This window comes from Rhabdochlamydiaceae symbiont of Dictyostelium giganteum (assembly GCF_964291045.1).
GTDB lineage: Bacteria > Chlamydiota > Chlamydiia > Chlamydiales > Rhabdochlamydiaceae > PALSA-1444.
Window position 1 is genome coordinate 610,443 of sequence record NZ_OZ197277.1, and the last position, 21,864, is coordinate 632,306.

Annotated in this window: 18 protein-coding genes, 2 tRNA genes and 1 pseudogene; 8 read left to right on the forward strand and 13 right to left on the reverse strand. The window is 39.8% G+C overall.

Features of this window, described 5'->3' with window-relative positions; genetic code table 11:
- Positions 1-21 precede the first annotated feature (21 nt).
- Both ACI7T6_RS02060 and ACI7T6_RS02065 read left to right on the forward strand, forming a co-directional pair.
- Positions 22-429, forward strand: a pseudogene (locus ACI7T6_RS02060) (ISAs1 family transposase); the annotation flags it as partial.
- A gap of 126 nt (positions 430-555) precedes the next feature.
- On the forward strand, positions 556-690 hold the full coding sequence (locus ACI7T6_RS02065; protein ID WP_404665936.1) for a hypothetical protein: 135 nt from the start codon (positions 556-558) through the stop codon (positions 688-690).
- A gap of 144 nt (positions 691-834) precedes the next feature.
- Here the strand turns inward: ACI7T6_RS02065 and ACI7T6_RS02070 are convergent, their stop codons facing one another.
- The 6 genes from ACI7T6_RS02070 to sctU form a co-directional block, all read right to left on the reverse strand.
- On the reverse strand, positions 835-2,301 hold the full coding sequence (locus ACI7T6_RS02070) for a transglutaminase family protein (RefSeq protein WP_404665937.1): 1,467 nt from the start codon (positions 2,299-2,301) through the stop codon (positions 835-837).
- 120 nt (positions 2,302-2,421) lie between these two features.
- The gene (locus ACI7T6_RS02075) at positions 2,422-2,868 is read right to left on the reverse strand and encodes a CesT family type III secretion system chaperone (protein ID WP_404665938.1); all 447 of its coding nucleotides are present in this window, start codon (positions 2,866-2,868) and stop codon (positions 2,422-2,424) included.
- Positions 2,869-4,053: an HrpJ domain-containing protein gene (locus tag ACI7T6_RS02080; RefSeq protein ID WP_404665939.1), complete on the reverse strand. Its 1,185-nt coding sequence runs from the start codon at positions 4,051-4,053 to the stop codon at positions 2,869-2,871.
- Between the two features lie 205 nt (positions 4,054-4,258).
- The gene (locus ACI7T6_RS02085) at positions 4,259-4,888 is read right to left on the reverse strand and encodes a DUF6088 family protein (RefSeq protein WP_404665940.1); all 630 of its coding nucleotides are present in this window, start codon (positions 4,886-4,888) and stop codon (positions 4,259-4,261) included.
- A 655-nt stretch (positions 4,889-5,543) separates the two neighbouring features.
- Positions 5,544-7,664, reverse strand: coding sequence for a type III secretion system export apparatus subunit SctV (gene sctV, locus ACI7T6_RS02090; protein WP_404665941.1), 2,121 nt, complete (start codon positions 7,662-7,664; stop codon positions 5,544-5,546).
- Positions 7,661-8,731, reverse strand: a complete 1,071-nt coding sequence (sctU, locus tag ACI7T6_RS02095; protein ID WP_404665942.1) for a type III secretion system export apparatus subunit SctU — start codon at positions 8,729-8,731, stop codon at positions 7,661-7,663. Before sctU ends, sctV begins: the two co-directional genes overlap by 4 nt.
- Positions 8,732-9,041: 310 nt before the next feature.
- Here sctU and ACI7T6_RS02100 point away from each other — a divergent pair, with 310 nt between their 5' ends.
- Complete coding sequence (locus ACI7T6_RS02100) at positions 9,042-10,175, forward strand: hypothetical protein (RefSeq protein ID WP_404665943.1); 1,134 nt, start codon at positions 9,042-9,044, stop codon at positions 10,173-10,175.
- Positions 10,176-10,184: 9 nt separating this feature from the next.
- On the opposite strand, the gene priA is transcribed toward ACI7T6_RS02100, so the two are convergent.
- From priA to ftsY, 3 genes are all read right to left on the reverse strand, one after another.
- Positions 10,185-12,395, reverse strand: a complete 2,211-nt coding sequence (gene priA / locus ACI7T6_RS02105; protein ID WP_404665944.1) for a primosomal protein N' — start codon at positions 12,393-12,395, stop codon at positions 10,185-10,187.
- Positions 12,338-13,183 carry a hypothetical protein gene (locus ACI7T6_RS02110; protein WP_404665945.1) on the reverse strand — a complete coding sequence of 282 codons (846 nt, stop codon included), beginning with the start codon at positions 13,181-13,183 and terminating at the stop codon, positions 12,338-12,340. The genes priA and ACI7T6_RS02110 overlap by 58 nt, the downstream gene beginning before the upstream one ends.
- A 99-nt stretch (positions 13,184-13,282) precedes the next feature.
- Positions 13,283-14,197 (reverse strand): signal recognition particle-docking protein FtsY, encoded by a 915-nt coding sequence (gene ftsY, locus ACI7T6_RS02115; RefSeq protein WP_404665946.1) that lies wholly within the window; start codon positions 14,195-14,197, stop codon positions 13,283-13,285.
- 202 nt (positions 14,198-14,399) lie between these two features.
- Here ftsY and sucC point away from each other — a divergent pair, with 202 nt between their 5' ends.
- Positions 14,400-15,575: an ADP-forming succinate--CoA ligase subunit beta gene (sucC, locus tag ACI7T6_RS02120; RefSeq protein WP_404665947.1), complete on the forward strand. Its 1,176-nt coding sequence runs from the start codon at positions 14,400-14,402 to the stop codon at positions 15,573-15,575.
- Positions 15,556-16,446, forward strand: a complete 891-nt coding sequence (gene sucD, locus ACI7T6_RS02125; protein WP_404665948.1) for a succinate--CoA ligase subunit alpha — start codon at positions 15,556-15,558, stop codon at positions 16,444-16,446. The genes sucC and sucD overlap by 20 nt, the downstream gene beginning before the upstream one ends.
- A 78-nt stretch (positions 16,447-16,524) precedes the next feature.
- On the opposite strand, the gene ACI7T6_RS02130 is transcribed toward sucD, so the two are convergent.
- The 4 genes from ACI7T6_RS02130 to ACI7T6_RS02145 all read right to left on the reverse strand — a co-directional run bounded on the left by ACI7T6_RS02130 (position 16,525) and on the right by ACI7T6_RS02145 (position 21,367).
- On the reverse strand, positions 16,525-17,457 hold the full coding sequence (locus ACI7T6_RS02130) for a DMT family transporter (RefSeq protein ID WP_404665949.1): 933 nt from the start codon (positions 17,455-17,457) through the stop codon (positions 16,525-16,527).
- Positions 17,458-17,534: 77 nt separating this feature from the next.
- Positions 17,535-18,962, reverse strand: a complete 1,428-nt coding sequence (locus tag ACI7T6_RS02135) for a DegQ family serine endoprotease (protein ID WP_404665950.1) — start codon at positions 18,960-18,962, stop codon at positions 17,535-17,537.
- A gap of 152 nt (positions 18,963-19,114) precedes the next feature.
- Complete coding sequence (locus ACI7T6_RS02140; RefSeq protein ID WP_404665951.1) at positions 19,115-20,575, reverse strand: sodium/proline symporter; 1,461 nt, start codon at positions 20,573-20,575, stop codon at positions 19,115-19,117.
- A 48-nt stretch (positions 20,576-20,623) separates the two neighbouring features.
- A complete protein-coding gene (locus ACI7T6_RS02145) occupies positions 20,624-21,367 on the reverse strand; it encodes a tRNA 2-thiocytidine biosynthesis TtcA family protein (protein WP_404665952.1) in 744 nt (247 codons plus the stop codon).
- A gap of 59 nt (positions 21,368-21,426) precedes the next feature.
- Here ACI7T6_RS02145 and ACI7T6_RS02150 point away from each other — a divergent pair, with 59 nt between their 5' ends.
- From ACI7T6_RS02150 to ACI7T6_RS02160, 3 genes are all read left to right on the forward strand, one after another.
- Complete coding sequence (locus ACI7T6_RS02150) at positions 21,427-21,624, forward strand: SEC-C metal-binding domain-containing protein (RefSeq protein ID WP_404665953.1); 198 nt, start codon at positions 21,427-21,429, stop codon at positions 21,622-21,624.
- Positions 21,625-21,685: 61 nt separating this feature from the next.
- A tRNA-Thr gene (locus ACI7T6_RS02155) sits at positions 21,686-21,757 on the forward strand.
- A gap of 7 nt (positions 21,758-21,764) precedes the next feature.
- Positions 21,765-21,846, forward strand: a tRNA-Tyr gene (locus tag ACI7T6_RS02160).
- The last annotated feature ends 18 nt before the right edge of the window (positions 21,847-21,864 follow it).

Sequence of the window (21,864 nt, forward strand, 5' to 3'; positions counted from 1 at the left end):
CAAGTTAGGTTAGAGCAAGTTGATGTAAAGGACGCGATTATATCAGGAGATGCCCATCTCACTGTGCCAGAATCAGCAGAGAAAATCATCGATGCAAAAGCCGATTACTTACTAGCTGTAAAGAACAACCAACCGTCTCTTTATGCTGAACTGGAGAATTTTTTCGATCAAGCTCATGCAGTAGAATGTGAAGGAGTGCCACACCTGTTTTACAAAGAGCTAGATAAAGGGCATGGAAGAATTGAATCTAGGGAAGTCAGGATTATAGAAGAGTTAGACTTATTCTCTCAAGCAAGTAAATGGGTAAAGTTAGCCTGTTTGATTGAAATCAGAGCAAAGAGAGATAAAAGCGACTCAGATGAAGGAGAGCTATCCAGACGATTTTATCTCTCTAGCCGCCAGGTACCAGCAAAAGATTTTGGGAAATAGATCCTGCAACATTGGAGTATTGAAAATCAATATTACTTAATAGCGGATGTGACTTTTGAGGAAGATGATAACTTAATAGATAGTAGAAATAGTGCAGAGAACCTAAGATTGTTTAGGAGATTAGCGATGAATATGGCAGCCGTTGCTGATCCAGAAAGAGGCCTTGCTTCAGTGAGAAGAGCGGCTCATTTTGGAACCAGGTATCTGAAGGGATTTTTGACAACAATTTCCTGCAGTAAAGTATCAAGTAATTCTAGTTAAAGAGCTCTGCTTTTAAGTTAGTATAGAAAATACTAGGAATAAAGAGAGATGAAGATAAGTAGATCTCTAAGATTTAACTTAGGTGATTGATTTTTTTAACTTCTTGTTTTTCGCTTTAAATTTTTTGAAGATTTTGAGATTTACCTAAAAATTGATATTATCACGATCAAATAAAAATGGGATTAAATACCCTTTCAAGTCATTTCGTAAAGCTTGTAATACCGCACATTGATGATCTCTTTGAGTGAGGAGCTTTTCTGCAATTTTGTAGTGGTGCCACGCCTTTTTGTAGTTAAGCCTCTCTTTAGCAATGACAGCTAAATAGTACTCTACTGTTGCACTTGAAGGATCAAGTTTATGATAGCCCTCAAGTACTTGTTCAGCCTCTTTTAAACGCCCTAGCTGCATTAAACAAATAGCTCTTTGAAAAAGCCCTGAACGAAAATGAGGATACTTCTTTAAAACTTGTTCCAGCTGTTTTTGTTTACAGAGGATTGATTCCCGTGTTTCATCGACATGAGAAAATAGGGCCTTAATCCCTTCAATATCTACTTTTTTTGCAAAGTAGTCATCAATAAGCGTTTCAGGAGAGACTGCCCAATCAAAGGTAAAGTTTCTTAAAGGCAAGAGAAGCTCTCTTCCCTCTTGAATTTTCCCAATGAAAAGAGAGTTAATCCCTTCAAGGAGGTTAAGTAAGGGATCATGGGGAAGATAAATCCTGGCTTTTTGATAAAGCGTGACAGCTGTCTTAAAGTCATTTAGCCCCCAAGCAACAGATGCTTGGTTGATATAGGCAAAACCGATCACTTCTTTAAGATTTCTTTGTTGAAGCTTTCTTGTATCAATGCCGAGGTAAAGATCATCTGGGTAGTTGACACCTCTTGCTGTTGTTTCAATGTTAATGCAGGTATCTTTTGTCTGGTATCTTACGTAGATGTGGCCTGGCGGTGTGATGATTTCTAAAGGAAGCCCAAGCCTTTGAGCAAGGGAGAGGTATAAAATAGAAACCCCCAAACACACTCCTTCTCTACTATCCATCACAGAGGGCAAAAACGTATAGAGATCGATATCTTTTGCGTAAAGAGAGTGAGGAGGGAAGTGAAACCGCATTTCATGGAAGATGAAATGGTTAATCTTTTGGATGAGCTCTTGAGGAGCCGCATCTTTAGGAGTTCTTGCTTGAATTTGAAGCGCCATGAGATCAAGAGACGCTTCATACTGCATAATTTGCTCTTGATCTTCATTAAACTGCTCAATGAGAAGACCCCGGCTTAAATCGATATCTTCTGAAGGGAGATTAAAGAGCTCTTCTTTCGTCCATACATAGTGTCCTGGAAGACTCCTATTATAAAAATGAGAAGAGAGAGTATCAATAGCTTGGAGTTGCTGAGAGGTCAGGACAACTTTTTGAGAAGAGGTCCGTTCTGTGATGAGGGTGATGAGAGGCTTAAGATCAACTGAAGGGAGAAAAAGAGGGTTGCTATTTTGAGTTTCTGATCTACAAGAGAGAAGCGCCCAAGCGTGAGAGAGCGCTTTTTTCCCCTCTTCTTCTTCAGGATAAAGATCGTAAAAAGAGAGATGCTCAGAAATAGATAAAGGATCTAGGTTCATGAGCTTATCTTGAAGAGATAAGGGAGCAGAATAGATTAGGCACGGAAAGAGAAAAAAGATCACATACCACATAACGCTATAGTAAAACGGATGAAAAAGGAAAAGCAAGGAAGAAACGTGTTAAGGATGTAAATCAAAAATGGAAGGGGCTTCTTTTGAGGTAAAGGAGGTTTCTAACGGGTTTTCATTGGTATCAATCGCTTTTTTCCAAAGAAGCGCTTTTTGTAAAAACGCCTCTAAGATGTCAGCAAGTAATACTCCTGAAAGAGTCTCTAATTCCACAACGAGAAAAAAGGCAAGTTGGTTATTCCGAGGGGTGTAGCAAAGTACGCCTGTTTCAGAGCGTAATTGATTTTCTCTTAAAGCCCATTTTAAAAGCTGATCTCTTCCCACTCCAGGAGTAAGCTCTCCTAAAAAGGTAGAAATACACACCTTGTTATTTTCTTCTTTTAGCTGAAGATGGAGTGTATGATTAATCTCAAGACCGTAGAGTTGCTTAGGATCTGGTATGATGGGATAATCAATGAGTAAAGAGAGATCTGTGATTATTTTAGAAAAAAGATCCATTTAAACCTTGTGTTTGCTGATGAAAACGCCCTCTTTTTCAAGCCGCTTTTCAATCGATTCAATTGTGCTCATATAACAACTGAGTAAATCGTGATACTGTTTATCGCTTTGAAATAACCGGGAAGAGACTTGCCGCATAGCGGTTAAAAACTCGTGATAAATCACAATTTGGACAGCAGGGAGATCTTGAATAGAGAGCTCTTTAGATAAAAGAAGCGCTCTTTCAACCGTTGGATACTTTTCTAAAATGAGGGTGACAAAGGCTCTTGCTAAAAGATCAAAGGAGATATTAAGAGGTTTTGAGCATCTAGTATTTACCATCTTAGCAATCATGGGCATTTGCTTAGAAAAGTATCTATAGACTCCTAAAACAGCTTGCATATCCCGTGTTTCACTCATCATCTTAAAAAGCTCTCCAGGAGCAATCGAGGGCCCTTTGGCTTTTACATCAGATCCTAAAGAATGCAAAATAAAATGAATCACCACTTGCATCTTATCTAAGGAGAAGTTCAAAGAGAGCTCTTGAAAAAGCGTAACCGCGTTAAAAGGAGTGTGAGTGATCACTCTGTAAAGATCTCTAAGAGCAGTAGGGGATCCAAGTCCTTTAGCAGCGTAGTTTCTAGCTTGCATCCCAATATTTCGCCCAGCAGTAACTTCTCTTGCAAAGTCTTTATGCAAAAGATTTCTCGCCTCTATTAAGTTCTCTTTTAACACATCATCTGATGCATCAATGAGAAATTCAAGCGCCTCATCGACAAGGGCAATATCTAGATACACATTTTTAAGCTTTTCTAAAATCTCTAGGGGAGAGTCTTTAGCTGTAATGAGAGATCGGAGTGAAAGAAGCGTCTTAGCTTTAAGCTCAGGATTTTTTCTCTCATAGTTTTTAGCAATAGACTCTAACTTCCCAATACGGTGAGAAGAGTCTTCTTCAGCCCCTCTTTTCCCTTTAGATTCTTCAGCCTTAGATTTATCCTTCACCCGCTTTTCAAGCGTTTGAGACCGTTTAGCTAAAGCTAAAGGGTTCCAAGCGTTTAAATCCCCCCACTCTTGAAACTCTTCATTAACAGACTCTTGAGCTACTGCATACTGCAACAGCTTTTGAGCTGATTGCCGCATGGCTTGCTTGATGAGTGAAGGGGAGCTAACGCCTGGGACTGAAGGAGAAGAATGAAATAATTCCATAACTTATTTATACCATATAATATAAATAAATGTATATATAGATTGTGCAGTATTTTATTTAATTTTGAAAAGAGACTGTATAAGGAGTAGAACTTCTCCAGTTATTTTTCTAAGGAACAATCTGTCTAAAAGCCAGTCATCTTTTTCAATCATTACAAAGAGGATATTTTTACAATCAGCAGCTATTTTAAAGATAAAATTGTATTTATGGCTTAAGCTCTAGCACTTTAAACACAAAAAGGCGTATCCATTCAGGTGCAAATTTCATGTTTTTTCTTATTTCACTTTCACTAGAGTTTTTAAGAAGTGTTGCAACTTTAGCCCGAGACACCTCATCAATGTGATATTGTCCTAAATTTTTCAACGCTTGAATCAGAAGACCCTCTACCGTTCCAGCAGGTAGCATCATTTTTTTTGAGGTCTTTTTAAAAATGATTTCTTGGTTCCCAATTTTAACTCTCCTAGAGGGCCATTCAGTTAAAAAGATCACTTTTCCAGGCACTTGATTAGAAAGACCCAGTAAATTCGCAGCATGAGCGCCGCACGGTTGAATTTGAACTCCATTTTTTTCTGCAATGACCCCTGCAACTGCATTTAAATCAGGAGGGATGGTTCCCAATAGGGGATGCTCTATAGGGTAATCATAAACCCCTTGAGTTAATCTGCGTATAAAGCATTGTTTTTGAAGTTGTGAAAGTGCCTTTCGAATGGACACATCACTTCCTAGATCAGAAAAGTGTAGAACTATAAAACACCATCCAGGACCATGCTTAATGATTCTATTTTTGATAAGGAGTTTACAGCTTTGACGCATTTTAAGAGTTCTTTTTTTCACAAAAATAGCATCTTTTTGTGAAATTGAGCAAGCTCCTTCACCAAGGGAAGTGATCTTCAATACAAACCGCGCTTTTGGACCCCCTATACACACAGTTTGATTTATCTTAAGGGTAAAATAGTGTTTTAGAAGGTGTGAAAGACTCTTTCAAATGGACATATCACTTTCTTAGATCAGACAAGTGAATCGCTTTAAAATACTCAGCCAGGGGCCATACTTGATGATTCTGTTTTTACCTCAAGTTCAGAGCTTGGATGCATCTTAAAAGACGCTATTTTTCACAAAAAAATGCTATTTTTATGAAATTGAGAGGTGAAATGCCCCAAAATTTGGGGGGATAAGAGCTAGAGTCTTTGATTGTTTTTGAAAAAATGATCTTGAGTAAAACTTTTGGAATATCATGATCAAGAGGGTAAATGAAGACTTTTTTCTCTACAAGAAATGGTATTAGAACTTAAAAAGAATCCTTCATCTACAAAATAAAAAAAGAGTCTTGGGTATAAGGCTCTTTTTTTTTAAATATTCTCTTCAAAAAAACTGTTCGTAAAGAAAGTGCTTTTTGATGCAGGACTCTCATTTTTGCAAAAAGATTTGCTACGAGTTTAAAAATCCCTTAAAACGGTTTTGTTAAAAGGGATTTAAAGCTTTATAGGTCCTACAGTTGAACCCGTCCAAGAGGTTGAATCCGGATTTCAGGGATCACTTCTTGATAAGAGATCACAGGAAGATCGGCATATTCACTTTCAATCAGCTTACGTACAAACCGTCTCACATCAATTGCAGTAAGAAGAACAGGGGGCTGCCCTCCTGCTGGAGTCATCACAATCGTTGAGCGCATCGCTTGCATGATCATTTGAACAGAATCTGGATCAAGGGCTAAATAAGAGCCTGCTGATGTTTGTTTAATGGCTCCTCTTACAAGATCCTCAATCTCAGGATCAAGAAGGTAAACAGCAAGAACCGATTGCCCTTGAGAGTATTTGTAGCTGATGTACCGTTTCAGAGATGATCTCACATACTCTGTGAGGAGTACCGTGTCTTTTTCAGATTGAGCCCATTCACTTAAAGCTTCTAATATCGTTCTTAAGTCTTTAATAGACACTTGTTCTTGCACAAGCCGTCTAAAGATCTCTGTTAACCGTTGAAGAGGGACAAGCCGTGTCACTTCTTTCACAAGATCCGGATACGATTTTTCAATAAATTCTAAAATCGCTCTAATCTCTTGAATGCCCATAAAGTCACTTGCATGTGTTTTATAGAAATATGAGAGATGAAGAATCATCACTTCATGCGGCTTCCAAAACTTAATGCCAGCTTTTTGTAAGATTTCTTGATATCTAGAGTGGATCCAAATGGAGGGCTGCCCAAATACCGTTTTGGATTGGGTCATGGGAATATTATATCTTCTTAACATTTCAGGGGTCTCATTGACAAGAAGAGAGTCATCAGGGATTTTTCCTCTTACAATTGGCACTTCATTAAGCTGAATGGCGTATTCATCAGAATCTAAATCAGGAGCATCTGTTCGTACGTGAACTCCTGGGAACCTCACTCCTAGATCTTGATAAAGAGCGTGCCGCATTTTAGGAATCATCTCTTCAATGAAAGAAGGACCGCCGCGGTTTTTCTTAATGAAGTGAGAAAGCCCTTTACCCACTTCTAAAATCACAGGAAGCGTGAGCGCATATTCATCAGAGGGGCCTCTAACCATCGAGTGCCCTTCCATGTTCCCAACATTTGAGCCGCCTCTAGGAGATGCAGCATTTAAAGGCCCTTTTTTATTAAGCCTTGCAAATGAAAGAGAACCTAAAATGAGAGCAATAATGATAAAGGTCCATCTAGGAAAGCCGGGGATGAAAGACATCCCTAAAAGAACAGCTGCTGCTAACATGATCGCTTTTGGCTGACCTAAAAGCTGCTCAGAAATCTCTTTTCCAAGGGGCATCTCTTTTTTATCACTAGAAACCCGGGTGGTGACAATACCTGCTGTCATCGAGATTAAAAGAGAGGGGACTTGAGACACAAGGCCAGATCCAATGGAGAGAAGGGTGTAGGTTTGCATCGCATCAAACATACTCATTTGGTGAATGGTGACTCCGATGATGAGTCCTCCAATGATGTTAATGACGGCAATCACAATCCCTGCAATCACGTCTCCTTTCACAAACTTCATCGCCCCGTCCATGGCTCCGTAAAGCTGACTCTCTTTGGTAAGAGCGTATCTTAGCTCTCTTGCTTGATTAGAGTCGATAATACCGCTTCGCATATCTGCGTCAATACTCATCTGCTTACCTGGCATCGCATCCAAAGTAAATCTAGCAGCGACTTCTGCAACCCGCTCAGAACCTTTAGTCACAACGATAAACTGCACAATGGTAATGATCAAAAACACTACACATCCGACAACGAAATTCCCGCCCACAACAAAGTTTCCAAACGCTTCAATGATGTGTCCTGCATACGCTTTAAGAAGAATTTGCTTAGTCGCAGAAATCTCAATCCCTAACCGAAAGAGGGTTGTAATCAAAAGAAGAGAGGGGAATATCGAGAGGTTAACAGCTGTTGAGATGTAAAGAGCCACCATCATCAAGGCGATTGATATCGAAATATTAACAGCAATGAGATTATCTAAAAAAGTAGGAGTCACAGGGATCACGATCATTGCAATGATGGTGATCACAAATAAAGCGAGCACAACATCTGTTGAATGCGCAATGATTCTCAGCATTCTTTCCCCACTCAGAGAGCGAAGTATCGATTGTAAAAACGGTTTCATTGGAATAGATCTCCAGTTTCTTCTTTTTCTTCAAGGCGTTTAATCCACTGCAAAATATCTGCAATGTCTTCGTAGGTCGATTCAGGGACAAAGTTTCCGATTTTTCCTTCTTTAAAAAGGCGCTGAGCTAAGGGGACATTTCGCATGATAGGAACATGTGCCTCTTGAGCAAACCGAATAATTTGATCAGCCATTATACCTTGTCCCATTGTAATAATGCGAGGGGCAGGTTCTTTTTCCTCTAAATAATCAATAGCAACAGCAATATGGATGGGGTTGGTGATAATCGCCTTTGACCTTTTTGCAGAGCTTGGGCCGTCTTGATAAGCGATTTCTTGAGCCACTTGCCGCCGTTTCCCTTTAATGTGCGGATCTCCTTCCGTATCTTTGTACTCTTGCTTCACCTCAAATTTTTCCATCTTCATCTCTTTGGCAAAGTTATACCGCTGAAACGCTAAATCAAAAATGGCTATAATGATGAAAAAGATTCCGATACGAATAATCACTTTAAATAAAATTTCGTAAAACACTTGAGCCGCACCCAAGAGCGGCATCGCAGCTGTGGCAACAAGCTCTGGTAAGCTTTTATTGATCACAGAATAGATGATAAAGAGGGCAATGGTGATTTTAAGAAGGGATTTAAGCAGTTCGATGAGTGTTTTCAATTTAAACATGTTCTTTAAATTGGTCACAGGATTGAGCCTTTTTACATCAAACTTTAACACTTGAGTGGAAAAAACAGGCCCTACCACAAGAAAAGAGACGAGAACACCCACACACGCTGTTAGAGCAGATATGGGGATGGAAGATTGCAAAATGACAAGAAGTGACTCTCCTAACATCCCAGAAATTTTAGAAGAAAAATCGGTATTAGACCGGATGGAATTAAACACAGCAACTGTGAATCCTCCAAGCTGATTGAAGAGATATTTGGTAAGACACAGCGTTGTGGTAATTGAGGTGATAAACGTAAAGGCTGAAGGAAAATCTTGAGATCTTGCAACTTGCCCTTTTTTACGTGCATCGCGGAGTTTTTTCGGGGTCGCCTTTTCGGATTTTTCTGCCATATGCCTTATTCATTCTCGGAGGAAAAATAGTCTCAATTAAGTCATGAGCAATTCTTTCCTCTCATTTTTATCCCATCTTTACGAAAACGAGTCAATCTTTAATTGCGTTTACCCCCATTTTCCTCTTCTTTTTATCCAAATAGGGGGAAAAGAGATCTCTTTCTTTCTCCTTTAAGCTCTTACCTAAAAGGTAAAATCCCTATACCTATTTAATGGGTTATTAAAATTAATTAAATACTTTAATATATTATTATTTTAACATTAAGTTAATAGAGTTAATTGTAATTAGTTATAAAAAAGCAGGGTTAATATGAGTATAAATAATCAATTTAATCAAGATCCATCTATCAAAGGACTAACCCCGCAACTAGAGCCTTTGAAAGGCCCTTCTTTAAGCTTGGTTTCTTTAGTCTTGACAGCCCTTACGGAGGCTCCTCTCCTTTTACAACAGACTCCTTTAGTCAAAGACCGTACATATGAACTTCTGCTTAAGAAAGAAGAGCTAACAAATCAAATCCCCCATCGCTCCTTACCTTTAGAAAAAAGTGCTACGGCTCAAAACAATCCCTCTAATGATAACACGAAATTGCTTGAAGCGTTTCGTTTAGAAAGAAAGGAGTTGATGAAGCCTCTTCCTAGAAAAATAGATGAAGGTCTTCCGGAAATGATCAAAGACCTCAAGCACGAATTACGCTCCAGTCAACGTAAAGAATTTGTTGTACATTTAGAGTATTATAAAAATCTCCTTAATGGTTTAGAGTATTACTACGAGCGTGCTAAAAATTATACTCCTTCTTCGTACACTGAAAAATATTTATTTGGTAGTGAAAAAGAACGGTGTAAGGAGCTATTACTAGAAGAGATCCGTTTAAACCCCTCTGATGAAGAGCCGTATAGACTCTTAGGGAAATTATTACACCCTTGGGAAACCATCCCTGTTGGGGATCAAGGAACCTTTGGAAAAAAAGAGCTCTTACAAAAGTCCATTGAAAAACTTCCCCATCAAGCCAAAGCTTATCAACTGCTTGCTAAAGAGGTTTTAACAGGAGAAAAAATACGGCTTCCTAATGGAGAGCATTTGACAAAGATAGAGCTTCTTGTCAAAGCGCATCAGCATGAACCTACAAATGCTCATGTACTGTGTGATCTAGCGCTGCTTCTAGAACCTGGGGAATCTGTCTTTTTATCAAATAACAAGCAGTATACCTCTATCTTACTTTTGAAGGAGGCCATGCAAATAGAGCCAAGAGAGAGTAGAAGTTACCGCATCTTAGGAGAAAAACTTTTTCCTTGGGCAATTCTTCAATTAGATGATGGCACTTTAATCGACAAATATAAAGTGCTTTTATGCTTTTTAGATTTAGAGCCTTTTGTAGCACTTGGTTTCCTTAAACATGGAAACATACCCACGAGAGATAATGTATTAACGCTTTTCAATTTATAGATCTCTTTGTTAAAAATAGGTGGATAAAGGATCGATATCGATTAAAAGACGGATAGAAGAAGAGGTTGCAATACGGCTTAAAAGATCAGAAAGAAGCGGTATTTTTTCTGCTTTAATTAAGCATTGAAACCGAAACTGGTTTTTAATTTTTGCATAGCCGCAGGGGGTGATAGGTAAAAATTCAAAAGAGGAGGGAAGCTTTTGAGAGAGCTGATCTCTCACATGCTTTGCATACTTCTCTGTGAGCTTTTCATCTTCTCCTGTAAAAACAAGCTTAATGAGGTGGCAAAAAGGAGGGTATTTAAAGGTTTTTCGGATCTTGATCTCCTCTTGATAAAACGCCTCATAATCTTGTTTAACAGCATGCTCAAAGAGGGGATGAGAAGGAAGGTTTGTTTGTAAAATCACCTCACCTTTAAGCTGCCCTCTTCCTGATCTTCCAGATACTTGGGTGACAAGTTGAAAGACGGTCTCAGAGGCCCTAAAGTCAGGGATATGTAAAGAGGCATCAGCATTTAAAATCCCCACTAATGTGACAGAGGGAAAATGGAGCCCTTTAGCAACCATTTGCGTTCCAATTAAAATGTCTGCTTTTCCTGCACGGAACTGCTTAAATAGTTTATCATGACTTCCCTTATGCCGTGTTGTATCAGCATCCAGCCGTAATGTTCTTGCTTGAGGAAAAAGGAGTTTGAGAGTGCTTTCAATTTTTTCTGTTCCGCTTCCTTTAAATTGAAAAGAGTCTTGCGCCTTACATGTAGGACAAGAGCGCATTTGCTGCACTGTGTAGTTACAGAGATGACAAGCAAGAGAAGAGGACTCTTTATGCAGCGTTAAGCTCATTGAACAAGAGGGGCACTGAACACTATTTCCACAAGAGAGGCATGTTAAAAGGGTGTGAAACCCTCTTCTATTGAGAAATAACACCGTCTGTTCTCCAAGATCTAGCCTCTCTTTGATACTGCTTAAGAGCTTTTGAGAAAAGAGCGTAAAGCCAGAAGCTTTTTGATATTCTTGTTTCATATCCACAACATGAATAAGCGGTAAAGAGGCGGTATCAGCTCTTTGTGTTAAGCAGTTTAAATGGTACTTTCCTAAGGCTGCATTACTGTAGCTCTCAAGACTTGGAGTGGCGCTTCCTAAAATCACCGTAGCTCCTCTCATCTTACCCCGCATGACAGCCACATCTCTTCCTTGATAACACGGCATTTCATCACTTTGTTTATACGCCCCGTCATGCTCTTCATCGACAATAATGAGACCTAAATTGGGAACAGGGCTAAAAAGAGCAGACCTTGGCCCTATTACTAAAGGAGCTTTACCTAAATAGATATTTTGCCAGCTGTCACGCCGCTCTCCATCACTTAATCTGTGATGTAAAATGGCGACCTTTTCTTGAAACCTCCCTCTTAATCTTTCAAGAGTTTGAGAGGTGAGGGCAATTTCAGGAACAAGAAATAAAACAGAAAGACCCAGGCTTAAGGCGTATTCAATGGCTTGAAGATACACCTCTGTCTTCCCGCTCCCTGTCACTCCAAAGAGTAAATGCGTATGAAACTTCCTAGATAAAAGAGATGCTTGAATCGAGGTTAGAGCAGCTTGCTGCTCATCATTTAGGCTTTTAGGCTTTGTCGGGAAAAAATCCCACGTGCTCATTAAAGAGCGGTCAATGACAAGGGGATTTAAAGAAACAATTTTTTCTTTCTCAAGTGAGGTAAGCGTAGATCTTGAAGATCCTGATTTTTCTAACAATTCAGAGAGAAATAGCCCTTGGGCATTTTTAAGTAAAATTTCTATGATACGCCTTTTTGCCCCTTGTAACTTCACACAATAAGATAGGAGTTCTTGAGGAGAAAGAAGCGGTTTTACAAATAACTGACTCTTTTCTTGCATCTCCTTACGGATAGAAGGAGGAAGAAGAAGCTTGATTACTTTAGAAAAAGGGGCGCTGTAGTACCTAGAAATCCATATCCCTAATTGTAAAAGATCAAGAGGCACTCTTGTTTGATGTTGACTTAACGCGTGGATAAAGCTGAGTTTAAGAAAAGAAGAGTCCTTTTTTAACTCTAAAACAGTTCCAGTAGAGAGTTTATTTCTTAAAGGAACAATCACTCTTGATCCTGCATGCACCTCACCATACAGCTCTTCTGGAATTTGATAGTCTAAGGGTTTGGGGACCGCAAGATCGAGGACGATAGATACGTATTTAAACTCTTCCATAATAATTGTTTTTGCTGAGGATGGTGAAGGTAGGCTTGGATAGGCTCTAAGAGAAAAAGAGGTTTTTTATTTAAAAAATGTTCAAGAGTTGCGCTATTTTGCCGGTAGTATTGAGCAAGCATCGTTGTTTTCCATAACTGCAAGGGAGGGCAAATGACAAACTCTAAAGCGTGATTACTGAGTAAAAGATCAAATCCCCCCTCTTTTTCAAGCTCTTTTACACTTAAAAGAGATGCTGGGGTGATGAGGTGAGAAATCGCTCTACAAAGATTTTTTAAAAAAGAGAGCTCTTCTTGATGCTCTTCAAAAAAGAGAATTACAACACTGCTTTGAAGATAAACAGCATCCCATAGATTCTCCATTTTTTTGGCCAAATGATCACTTAAAGCCTCTGGATTCAAGATGAGATCTGGAAACACTTTCTCTAACAGTTTTTTTAGATCATGATCATGAGTAAGAGAGGGCTTTGAAGAAAGAGCGTCTTTTGGGCTCTCTCCCTTTTTCTCTTCTTTCTTGTCCTTTTCCTTGTCCTTTTCTTCTAGAGGGGGGAAGAGTTTAGCTTCTTTTGAAGGCTCTTTTGCAACATCCTGGCTTTTAACTTGGGAGGGAAGAGGGGGTAAAAGGGGAGGAGGAAGAGGCTTGATGACTGTTTTTAAAAGAGGAGCGTTTTTAAAATAGTTCACTTCCTCTTCTTTAGCAAGAAGAGCCTGGGTATGAGGCATCATCTCTTGTAAGAGAAGTAAAGCTTGCTGAAGAAGGGGCTGTGTTAAAGAGGGGCGTTTTTTCAAGCGGTTTCTAATCTTACAAGGTATTTAAGGTGTATTGATACCCTTATTTTACTTAAGAGTCAGTTTAAGAGCGAAGGTAAAAAGAAGCGCTTAAGACTTTTATTCATTTATATCAAATAACATCTTAGCGTAGTGGTGAGGATCAAACGGGGTAAAATCTCCCTCTTTTTCTCCAAGGCCTATCCACTGAATGGGAATGCCAAGTTCTTGATAAATAGGGAGCGCAATGCCCCCTTTTGCACTTCCATCTAGTTTAGAGAGAATAATACCTGTTAACGGGGTAAATTGATGAAAGACTCTTGCTTGCTCAACCCCATTTTGCCCAGTTGTAGCGTCTAAAACAAGGAGCACTTCATGAGGCGCATCCTCTACTACTTTTAAGCATGTTTTTTGTATTTTTTCTAGCTCATGCATGAGATCAGCTTTATTTTGGAGCCTTCCTGCCGTATCGATGATGACGGTGTCTATTTTTTTAGAGGTAGCGGATTTAAGCGCGTCAAACACCACACCGGAAGGGTCACTGCCTAATTTGGCCTTAACGATATCCACTCCAATTTTTTCTGACCATAATGTTAACTGATGAACAGCTCCTGCTCTAAAGGTGTCTGCAGCTGCTAGGAGTACGGTTTTTCCCTCTTTTTTTAAAGAGTTCGCCAGTTTTGCAATGGAGGTGGTTTTTCCACTTCCATTAACTCCTACCACTAAAATCACATGAGGAGATCCTTGATAAGAGCTTGGGGAAGATTTAAGTTGAAGAAGAGACTCTGTATAAAGACGGAGGTGATGCAGTATCTCTTCTCCCTGAGCACCTGGATGCTTTTTCACAAACCGCTTAACCTCTTGGATATACGCCTCTGTCATCTGAGATCCCATGTCAGCTTCATAGAGAATCTGCTCAAGTTTTTCATACTGCTCTTCTGAAAGAGGGTCTTTAAAAAGGGCTTTAAGTCTTGATCCTAAATAAAAAGTTGTTTTACTGACCTTTGATGTCAGTTTCTTAAAAAATTCAAACATAGTACTTACCCATTAAAAAAACAGTTTTTTTATTTAAGATTTTAAAAAGAAGGAGCCTCTATGAAAGAGAGGTCATCTTTACAAAATACGATCAGATTAACCAAGGGAGGGATTGTTTGTAAATAACAATAGATGTAAACACTTGATTTGAATTTTAAAATTCCTCATAAGGAAAAAAAGTTTGAATGAGAGGGGGGGGGGTATGCATCTTCATGAATATCAAGCCAAAGAAATGTTACAAAAAGCTGGCATCCTTGTGCCTCCTTTTAAAGTGATTAATCATGTATCTGAGGTAGATCAAAGTTTAGATGAGCTCATGAGTGACGCTGCCTTTGTTAAGGTGCAAGTACATGCTGGAGGGAGGGGTAAGGCTGGCGGTGTAAAACTGGGTAAGAACCAAGAAGAGGTAAAAGCTGTTGTAAGTGAGCTTCTTGGCATGAGTTTCTGTAATGCCCAAACAGGAGGAAGGGAGATCCCTGTTCAAAAGGTTATTATCACGCCTCCTATCACGGTCATGAAAGAGTTTTATATCAGTCTTCTGATCGATAGAGCAGAAAAAGAGCTTATTCTGATCGCTTCTTCTCAGGGAGGAGTAGATATTGAAGAGGTGGCTAAAAATGATCCGCAAAAGATTTTAAGACTAAAGCTTTACCAAGGGAAATTAAGGCCGTATCACTTACTTAGACTCTCTAAAATGCTAGGGTGGGAAAAAGAGGTGTTAACACAAGGAAAAGATCTAATTGAAAAAATGATCACGCTTTTTATGCAAAATGATGCTCTTATCATAGAAATTAATCCCCTTGTGCTAGATGCACAAGGAATGCTAAATGCGTTAGATGCAAAAATCACTCTCGATGATACCGCCTTATTTAGACAGCCTCTTCTTGCTACCTATTTTGATCCTACTCAAGATGCTATCAAAGAGACATTAGCAAGAGAGCATGACCTTTCTTACGTTGAGCTTAAAGGTAGTATTGGGTGCATGGTTAACGGGGCAGGACTTGCTATGGCCACAATGGATATGATTGCCCATGTTGGAGGGTCTGCTGCTAATTTTCTTGATGTGGGAGGGAGCGCAACAATAGATAAGATCCGGGCAGGGCTTGATATTATTTTATCTGATAGCCAGGTAAGAGTTGTTTTAATCAATATTTTTGGAGGTATTATGAACTGTGAAACGTTTGCAGAGGGTGTCATCTCTTCTTTAAAAGAAAAAAAGCATTTAGTGCCTCTTGTTGTGAGAATGGAGGGGACAGAGAGCGAAAAAGGGAGAGCGCTTCTAGAAGCATCTAAACTTCCCATTCATCTTGCAGACTCATTACTTGAGTGCGCAAAACTCTCTCTTAGGGAGGCTGGGTATGGGAATACTTGTTCATAAAAAGAGTAAAATCATCACACAAGGAATATCGGGTAAATCAGGAAGGTTTCATACAGAGCAGTGTTTAAAATACGGCTCTTCTATCGTAGGGGGTGTGACCCCTTTTAAAGGGGGGAGCACCATCTTTGACTTACCCGTCTTTGATACGGTTTACGAGGCTAAAGAAATCCTTAATCCTGATGTAAGTCTGATCTTTGTTCCTCCGCAGTTTGCTGCAAACGCGATATTAGAGGCAGAAGAGGCTAAAATCCCTTTAATTGTGTGTATCACAGAAGGTATTCCGGTAAAAGATATGCTAGAGGTGAGTGATGTGATGAGAAGCTCTTATCACAGTAGACTCCTTGGTCCAAATTGCCCTGGCATCATCACCCCAGGAGAGTGTAAAGTGGGGATTATGCCAGGCTATATTCACCAAAAGGGGAAAATAGGGATTGTCTCAAGATCGGGCACTTTAACCTATGAGGCAGCAAGACAAACATCTCTTTTAAACTTAGGACAATCGACTTGTGTAGGGATTGGAGGGGACGCTCTTTCTGGGACATCGTTTATCGATATTTTGAAACTGTTTGAAGAAGACCCTCAAACAGAGGGCATTTTACTCATTGGAGAAATTGGAGGAGGCGCTGAAGAAGAGGCGGCAGAGTGGATTAAAACCTATTGTAGCAAGCCTGTTGCTGCCTTTATCGCAGGGATATCAGCCCCTTCAGGAAGACGGATGGGGCATGCAGGAGCGATTATATCCCAAGGAAAAGGGCTAGCAAGAGATAAGATCTATGCGTTAGAGTCAGCTGGCGCCTTTGTGGCTAAAACACCTGATCAAATGGGATTTCAGATGAAAAGAGCTCTTGAGCAGCATCAAAACAGGGTATGAGGATCTTTGTGTGGATGCAAAACAAAAAGCTTGGAAAATCTTTCCAAGCTTTTTTTGCTTCTCAGTATCAAGTGCATTTTAAGCTGTGACTTTTTGCTTGGTTAAATACCCTTGATGCAGTTCTGTATAATACACAATAAAGAGACCTAAAGAGACTGTAACAGTTGAGATAAAGATGAGCCAAGAGGGGACTTCTCCTAAGAAAATCCATCCATGTAAAGAAGCAAAAACTGGACTTAAAAGACCCATGAAAGAAAGAAATGTTGCGGTCAGTCTTTTGAGGAGCATTCCGTAGATATTGTAGCAGATGATATTAGAAATCAAAGCCATGAGCGTTGTCCATCCCAAAAACGGAAGCATAGATCCTGCCATTAAGGGAGTGGGATTCCAAGATTCAACATAAAAAGAGTGGATGAGCGCAATCATGCTCCCAACTAACATGCTGCCGCCATTTGCGACAAGGGGGGACATGTTGTGATCTCTTACCATGAGTCTAAGCAGCACCCATCCGTAGACAGAGGCTAAAGAGGCTCCAATCATGGCTAAAGAAGGCCAGGAGAGGAAATGAAAAGCAGATAATAGCCCCTCTGAACCGGTTTGTAACAGGAGAATGGGAATCATCCCCATAACCCCAAGAGTAAGTCCGATCCATTTTCTTAAATTCATTTTTTCTCCAAAATGAAGGTAAGAGAAAAAGGCTGTAAAAAAAGGAGAGAGGCTATAAATGAAGCAAGCTTTTGCAGCGGTTAGATATTGAAGAGCCCAAAACTCTAAGACATTGGTGAGATAAATGCTAAAAAACCCCAGAAGCGTAATAGAGAGGAGCTGCACTTTAGAGAGTTTTAAAAGAGATTTCTTGGTTAATACAAGATAGGTGAGAAGAATCACGCTCCCAATCCCCATCCTTACAGCGGTTAAAAAGATCGGAGGGCTATATTGAAGAGCCACTTTTGCAAGAGAAAACATGCTAGACCAAAGGGCATACATCATCGTGACAGTCATTATGAGCATAAAAAAAACCTCTAATTGTCTTAAATTGTAGCATAAGAGCAATTAGAGGAGTAATAAACCGTCAAAATTTTTAGTTTCTATTCCACCCGAATGGCGTAAAAGCGGGAGAGTTTTCCATGTTTAGCAAGGAGCACAATCCGTTTATTTGCACTATTTTCAGCCATCAGTTGTTCATAATCAGATGTATTACTGATTTTTTTATGATTGATCGCTTGAATCACATATCCAGGTCTTAAGCCAGCAAGAGCAGCAGGTGATCCAGGTCTTACCTTGGTGATGACAACGCCCTCTTCTCCTACGGAGTAGCCGAGTTGCCGGGCAATATCTGTGCTTAAATTTTCTACTTCAAGGCCAAGTTTTTTTGATACAACAGCTGGCGCTGCGCTATCTTCTGATAAAGAGCCCAGGGTGATGGTGAGAGACAGGGTCTTTCCTTTACGAAATATTTTTAGCCTTACCTCACTTCCAGGATCCATCATAGAGATTTGATTCCGAAATGTTTCTAAAGACTTAATGGGCTTTTGATTTAGCTCTAAGATAATATCCCCTTGTAAAATGCCCCCTTTTTCTGCAGGAGAATTTTTTTCTACAGAGGCAATGAGAACTCCTTCAGCTTTTGGAAGGTTAAATCCAGCTGCAATTTCTTTATCCACAGATTGAGGAGTGACCCCTAAAAAGCCTCTTGTAACACTTCCTTTTTGCATCAATTGATTCATCACATGGCTTGCCATGTTACTAGGGATTGCAAATCCAATACCCATGTATCCGCCGCTACGAGATGCGATTGCGGTATTAATCCCAATCACTTTCCCCTCTAAATTAATGAGAGGTCCGCCTGAATTTCCAGGGTTTATTGCGGCATCGGTTTGGATAAAATCTTCTTGATCTGTGATTCTTAACCCCTGTCTTCCTGTTGCACTCACAACACCTACTGTCACTGTGGCATGGAGCTGAAAAGGGTTTCCAATTGCAATCACCCACTCTCCTACTTCTAAAGTCTCTGAATCACCTAGAGTCAGAAACGGGTAGTTTTGGTTATCAATCTTCTCAATTTTAATGATGGCAAGATCAGTTCTTGGATCTGTTCCAATCATTTTAGCTTCTCTAATTTGACCATCATTAAGTGTCACTTCAATTTTATCAGCGCCTTTAACGACGTGATTATTCGTCATGATGTAGCCGTCATCTGAGACTAAAAAGCCAGACCCTTGTCCTACCTGAGGTTGCGGTTGTCTAGATCCTGGAGGAATCCCGAAAAAGCGGTCTAAAAAGTCCTCTCCATGCTCCCAATAAGGGTTAGCATATCTTGCGCCTTCATCTTCTGAGGCGTTTACTTCAACGCGTAAAAAGACCGTAGCTGGTGTAGCTGTTTTAGCTACATCTGTAAACACTTTTGAATAGCTTTTCGCATTCAATTCACAAGGGGGGGTGGAACAATCTGTTGACGCGATAGCTGGGGTCAAAAGAAGAAGAAAAGATGCGGTAAATAGAGAAAAACGGGACATATAACCTCCTTAGAAGAATAAATATTGTATACCTCAAGAGAGGCTTTTTTATCCAAAGCTTTACGTAGAAAAGGCATTTTTACTCTTTTAAAGAAGATAGGGGGATGAATAGTTTAGGGGAAACTTTAAGCCAAGAACGTATCTTTTTTTCCTTAAGAATCTAGGAGGTCTTTATGAGATAAGTTTTGAGGAGGAGAGGATTTTTTACATAAAAAAGAGACAAAGATAATCAAGATCAAGCTGAAGAAAAAAGCCGGCAGAAGCGGGGCAATGGTATAAGAGGTGATATGAGGATTAAGAAAAGGCCAAATTCCGGAAAATAGCCCTCCTCCAAGAATGCCTGCCCACGCTCCATATTTATGCAATTGTTTGGCATAAAGAGAAAGAAGGAGAAGGGGGCCAAAGGAGGCCCCGATTCCTGACCAGGCATAATTCACAAGGATATAGATGGAGCTAAACTTGTGATAGGCAATGAAATAAGCTATGCTGCAGGATAAGATGACTCCCATTCTTGAAACCCTTAAGAGTTTTTGAGAGGAGGCTAAGGGGTTGATGAACCGTTTATAAAAATCTTCAGAGAGTGTTGAAGAGAGCACTAAAATTTGAGAGCTCATTGCATTCATGGTAGCTCCTAGGACAGCACATAAAATGAGCCCTACAAAAAAAGAGGGAAAAGAGCCCTTCACAATTTGGATAAAAAGTGTTTCAGGATTTGCAAGAGACCCTTGAAAAAAAGAAATGCCTAAAAGACCTATGAGAGTGGCTCCTCCTAAAGAAAGTGTCATCCATCCCATCCCAATCCATTTAGCTTGAGAGATCTTTTTCACCTCTTTAATCCCCATAAACTTGGTAATGATATGCGGCTGTCCAAAGTAACCAAGACCCCAGCCAAGTGAAAGGGAGAGAATTGAGATGAGGGTAGAGGGGGAAAAATCTGGAAAAAGAGAAGGGGATCTGTGATAGAGAGTAAGAGAGGGCATGATTTCTTGAAAACTGATCTTTGTCATTAAGTAACTAGGAATAAACAAAATGACAAGAAGCAAAAATACCCCTTGAAAAAGATCAATCCAAGCTAGTGTAACAAAGCCTCCAGAAAATACATACGGAATCACGATGCTAATACCTAGTAAAATCGCTACGGAATAATGCAGAGGAAATAAAGAGACAAGAAGATCTCCTAGTCCAATTAAAAAAGCAGAGATATAGATGGTATAGAAGACAATTAAAATGAGCGCAGAAAAAAGACGTAAGACTCCAGAAGAGTCTTGGAGCCGGTGTTCAAAAAAAGAAGAGAGCGTTAAGCTCTCAAACTGCTCAGTCTTAACCCGGATGCGAGGAGCAATTAGCTGCCAGTTTAAAAACATACAGAAGATAAGGCCAATTGCTGTCCATAGTGAGAGCATCCCTTGAGAAAAAACAAGCGCGGGGTAGGCAAGAAACAGCCAGCTACTCATATCACTTGCATGAGCAGAAAGAGCGGTGAGTAAAGAGTTTAAAGATCTACTTCCAATAATAAAATCGTTAGAAGAGAGGTGTTTTTGATACGAGGCGTAGCTGATGAGTAAGAGAATAGAGATATAGAGAATAATCGCTAAAAACTCAAAGGTGTACATGGGGCCACTCCAAAAAAATGGACCATAGCAGAAACAAAGAAAAAAAATCTAGGCCCGCGCGGCTTTATCTGATCCGTATACTTTTGCTGCATGAGCTAGGTTAGATCTAACATGCGGGAAATGCTCTTCTAATTCTTTAATGATCTCTTTCACTGTTTTGCGGACAGAGGTTTGGCCAACAGGGCATTGGCAAGAGATTCTGGCAAAGTGGTATTTTTTTGCAAATTCTACGATCTCTTGCTCAGAAATAAAGATTAAGGGGCGGATAATTGTGACACCGTAGTTGTGCATGGGAACTTTAGGAAGATTACCTGCAAATTCTCCTTTATGCAAAAGATTCATGAGAAGCGTCTCGATATTGTCTTCTCGGTGGTGCCCAAACGCAATGACTTTACACCCCAGTTTTTTTGCTGTATCAAAAAGTAAGCTTCTTCTTTCTCTTGAGCAGCCATAACATTCAAGGGTTGCAAGTTTTTGAGCTGATTCACAGATAGTGAGAGGAACATTTAACGCTTCACAAATCGGTTTAATAAAATTTGTTCCTAAAGAAGCTCCGCATGAGTAGTCTCCTGCAACATGAGCAGCAAAGATCTCAAAAGGGGGAAATCCTTTTCCTGATAGGGCTTTTAGAAGATAGAGAAGAGTTAAGCTATCTTTCCCTCCACTTAAAGCAATAAGTATTTTGGTTTCTCCTTCTAAAAGATCAAACTCATACATCGCCTTGCGGCACATGCTTTCAAGTCTTCTTCCCAGCGTTGTCCAAGGGGGAGTTGCAATAGGTAATTGATTCATGAAAAAAATGGGGTATGTGGAGTATAATACCACAGAATGGGATTTGTTGAGGGGTTTTCATGAAAAATATTGAGAGAAATGCTCGCTGCTTTTGCGGATCTGGAAAAAAATTTAAAAAATGTTGCGATAAAAAATCTCCTATAAACCCGATCAAAAATGCTCAGGTGACTTTAGGACATTCTTCTTTAACAACGTTATTTCAACGAGAGGTTAGAAGCTCTTTAACCCCTTCACAAGAAGGGTTTTCAAAAGAATAGAAAAAATACCCCTTGCTTAATTTTTTCTATTTTGATATCGTCTACTTCTTATTTCCTTTTTGCTGGCATAGCTCAATGGTAGAGCACCCGCCTTGTAAGCGGATGGTTGAGGGTTCAAGTCCTTTTGCCAGCATTTTTTTGGGGGTGTCGTATAGTGGCAATTACAAGGGACTGTAAATCCCTCGCCTTCGGGCTTCGTGTGTTCGAGTCACACCGCCCCCAATTTCCTCTAGACAACCT